This is a genomic window from Candidatus Palibaumannia cicadellinicola (assembly GCF_002855795.1).
GTDB classification, from domain to species: Bacteria; Pseudomonadota; Gammaproteobacteria; order Enterobacterales; family Enterobacteriaceae; genus Baumannia; species Baumannia cicadellinicola_C.
Genome location: NZ_NJPO01000094.1, coordinates 1 through 3110 on the forward strand (window position 1 = coordinate 1; position 3110 = coordinate 3110).

Genomic DNA, 3110 nt, shown 5'->3' on the forward strand with positions numbered 1-3110 from the left:
CTTACTACTATTTAAGTAGCTAGTGAATAGGTTGCCTTAGTAGTTTGTTTGATCTCATATTGTTGTGTTAATACCTATAGCTACTATAATAGTAGTTATAGGTGTAATATTTTTATAAATATATGAGATTTGCATGTTACGCTGATAAGAAAAAGGCTGTCAATACATGCCCAATTTTTTTTGGTAAGTTTCTTGTTTACTTAAGAAACAATAAAGCAGTATTTGCTAACCTAGCTCGAAATAATTTTCGTATTAGCTCCCCGGTATCCATTGGTACCGATCTCTTGCTTGCACTTTTTTTAAGCACTCTTGTGGTAGTTCACTGATAAAACGCGATTGGCGACGAAAAGCTTTTTTACCGTATAGACGGCGAGTTACTGCATAAGTTATTGTTAATTTTTTAATTGCACGGGTTAGCCCTACATAAGCCAATCGCCGTTCTTCCTCTATTCCTCCTTCCTCCTCAAGTGCCATCTGACTAGGAAACATTCCTTCTTCTAAACCAACTATGAAAACTTGCTGGAATTCTAAACCTTTAGCGGCATGTAGGGTCATAAGTTGCACTGCATCCTGACAAGCATTAGCCTGTATCTCCCCTGCATCTAAGGTAGCATGAGACAAAAAAGCTTGTAGCGGGGGCATATTTTGTGTCTCATAGTTATAGCTATATTCTCGAGTAGCCGTAACTAGTTCCTCAAGATTTTTAATACGTGCTTGACCTTTTTCGCCTTTTTCCTCTTTGTACATAGCCCATAAGCCTGAGTGTTTGATTACTAAATGGGTTTGCATATGCAGAGGTAAATCAACTATCTCTTCTGCTAGATTATTTACTAGTTTAATAAATGTTTGCAGAGCGGAGGCTGCGTTACTTTTCAGCACTCGTTCATCTAGCAATGCTAGACTAGCCTGCCATAAGGTAAGTTGTCTATCGCAGGCAGGCTTCCGTATTATTTCTATGGTTCTAGCGCCTATTCCGCGGATAGGAGTATTCACCATACGTTCGTAAGCTGCATCATCATTGCGGTTAGTAATAAGCCGGAGATAAGCAAGCGTATCTTTTACTTCCTGGCGTTCGAAAAAACGCACGCTACCGTATATATGGTAGGGTATTTTCATATGGAGTAATGCCTCTTCTAGTACCCGCGATTGCGCATTACTACGATAGAGAATAACGCAATTTTTAAGTGCTTCGCCATTTTTGTTACTCACTTTGATCCTGTTTACAACAAAATCAGCTTCATCGAGTTCGTTAATAGCAGAGTAAAGGGAAATCTGCTCTCCGTCCGCGCTGTCAGTCCAAAGATTTTTTACTAGTCGGTCATCATTATTAGCTATGAGATGATTAGCTGCTTTTAAAATATTTTTAGTAGAGCGATAGTTTTGCTCTAGACGGATAGTTTGTACGCTAGGAAAATCATTCAGAAAACGCTGCATATTATCTACTTGCGCACCACGCCAACCATAGATAGATTGGTCATCATCACCAACAATTGTTACGTGACCCTGATGGCCTGCTAGGATACGAATCCAGTAGTACTGAATTAGATTAGTATCCTGGAATTCATCAATTAAAATATGGTTAAAACGTTTCTGGTAATAATGCATAATCTTATGATTATTTGTTAACATCTCATATGTTCGGGGTATTAATTCGGCAAAATCTACTAATCCGGTGCGATCGCAAGCATCCTGGTAAAGTTCGTAGATACGGTGCCAAGTTGCTTCTAATGGGTTGCCATAGTTATCAATGTTTTGGGGTCGTAGCCCTTCATCTTTTTTTGCGTTGATATACCACATTGCCTGACGTGGTGGCCACTTTTTCTCGTCTAGATTAAGATAGCGAATAAGACGTTTTAGTAACCGCTGTTGATCTTCGTTATCGATAATTTGGAACTCTTGTGGGAGATTAGCGTCAATATAATGGACGCGCAGAAACCGGTAGGCTAAACTGTGAAAAGTTCCAATCCACATTCCGCATGAATGTAAACCTACTACTTGTTTTATTCTATTACGCATCTCAGTCGCCGCTTTATTGGTAAATGTGACCGCTAAAATGGAAGAAGGCGAGCAGTGTTTGACTAAAAGTAGCCAAGCAATACGGTGCACAAGTACTCGAGTTTTTCCACTACCAGCCCCAGCGAGTACTAGTAAATTACCTCTAGGTGCCGAAACAACTGTTTTTTGCTTGCAATTGAGATTTTTAAGGAGATCCGAAACATGCATGTGAATAGTGCCTATTGATATTATCATAGTACCTTCTCTCTAATCATAATTATAATAGAGAAAAAGTAGTCATGATAATATCATAAGAAAGCTTCTAGAGAAGCTAACCGTGATATTTCTAGATGTGGTAATAACCTAGCATCAAAAGCATGCCGAAGATGACCCTTCTGATTGTTTATCCAGCAAGCTTGCATACCGCAACGAATTGCACCATTTATATCGGACTCCAGATCATCACCAACGTGTAAAATATTTCTTAATGGTAATTGCAACAGCTGTGCAGCGGATTGGTACATATCCTGATATGGTTTAGCTCGTCCATCGCGACCAGCACGTAGAATATAGCGAAAATAATCTGCTAATCCGCAGGCTGTAGGATCCGCATTACCGTTTGTTATAGCTACTAATGGCCAGCGGCTGCTGAGCGCCGCTAGCATATTATGGGGGGTAGATGATACGTCAATTTGACTACGCCAATAGGTAACAATCTTCATTGTAGCATTAGCGCCAGCGCGTGCTTCACTTTCGCTAAGACCAGCGTTACGCATTACTAACTCAATTGAACGCCAGCGCCAGTAGGTTATGTCATGATAAATGTCTGGCTCTCGTTCTCGCAACTCGCTACGCAAACGTTGATACTCTTCGAGCTGTAGCCCTTGTAGTGCTGGATGATAATGTTGCAAAAATATGATGGACTCTTGCTCAGTTCGGTTAATTACTATTTTATTATCATAGAGGGTGTCGTCTAGATCGAATGTTAACGCACGCAAAGGATGCAAAGGACGATAAAAATGCATTAGTTTTTCCTAGTATAACTCATTAGTGCACTAATGGCACATTGATAATTATATGTAGATATGCGTTTGTTATGTTCGATAGTACTGTAG

At 39.9% G+C, this 3110-nt stretch carries 1 protein-coding gene and 1 pseudogene; both read right to left on the minus strand.

Translation table 11 applies throughout. The features are described from left to right. Positions 1-282 precede the first annotated feature (282 nt). Positions 283-2223, minus strand: a pseudogene (gene uvrD / locus CEX73_RS01850) (DNA helicase II); the annotation flags it as partial. Positions 2224-2303: 80 nt separating this feature from the next. Then, positions 2304-3020, minus strand: coding sequence for a 5-amino-6-(5-phospho-D-ribitylamino)uracil phosphatase YigB (yigB, locus tag CEX73_RS01855; RefSeq protein ID WP_101626904.1), 717 nt, complete (start codon positions 3018-3020; stop codon positions 2304-2306). Between the last annotated feature and the right edge of the window lie 90 nt (positions 3021-3110).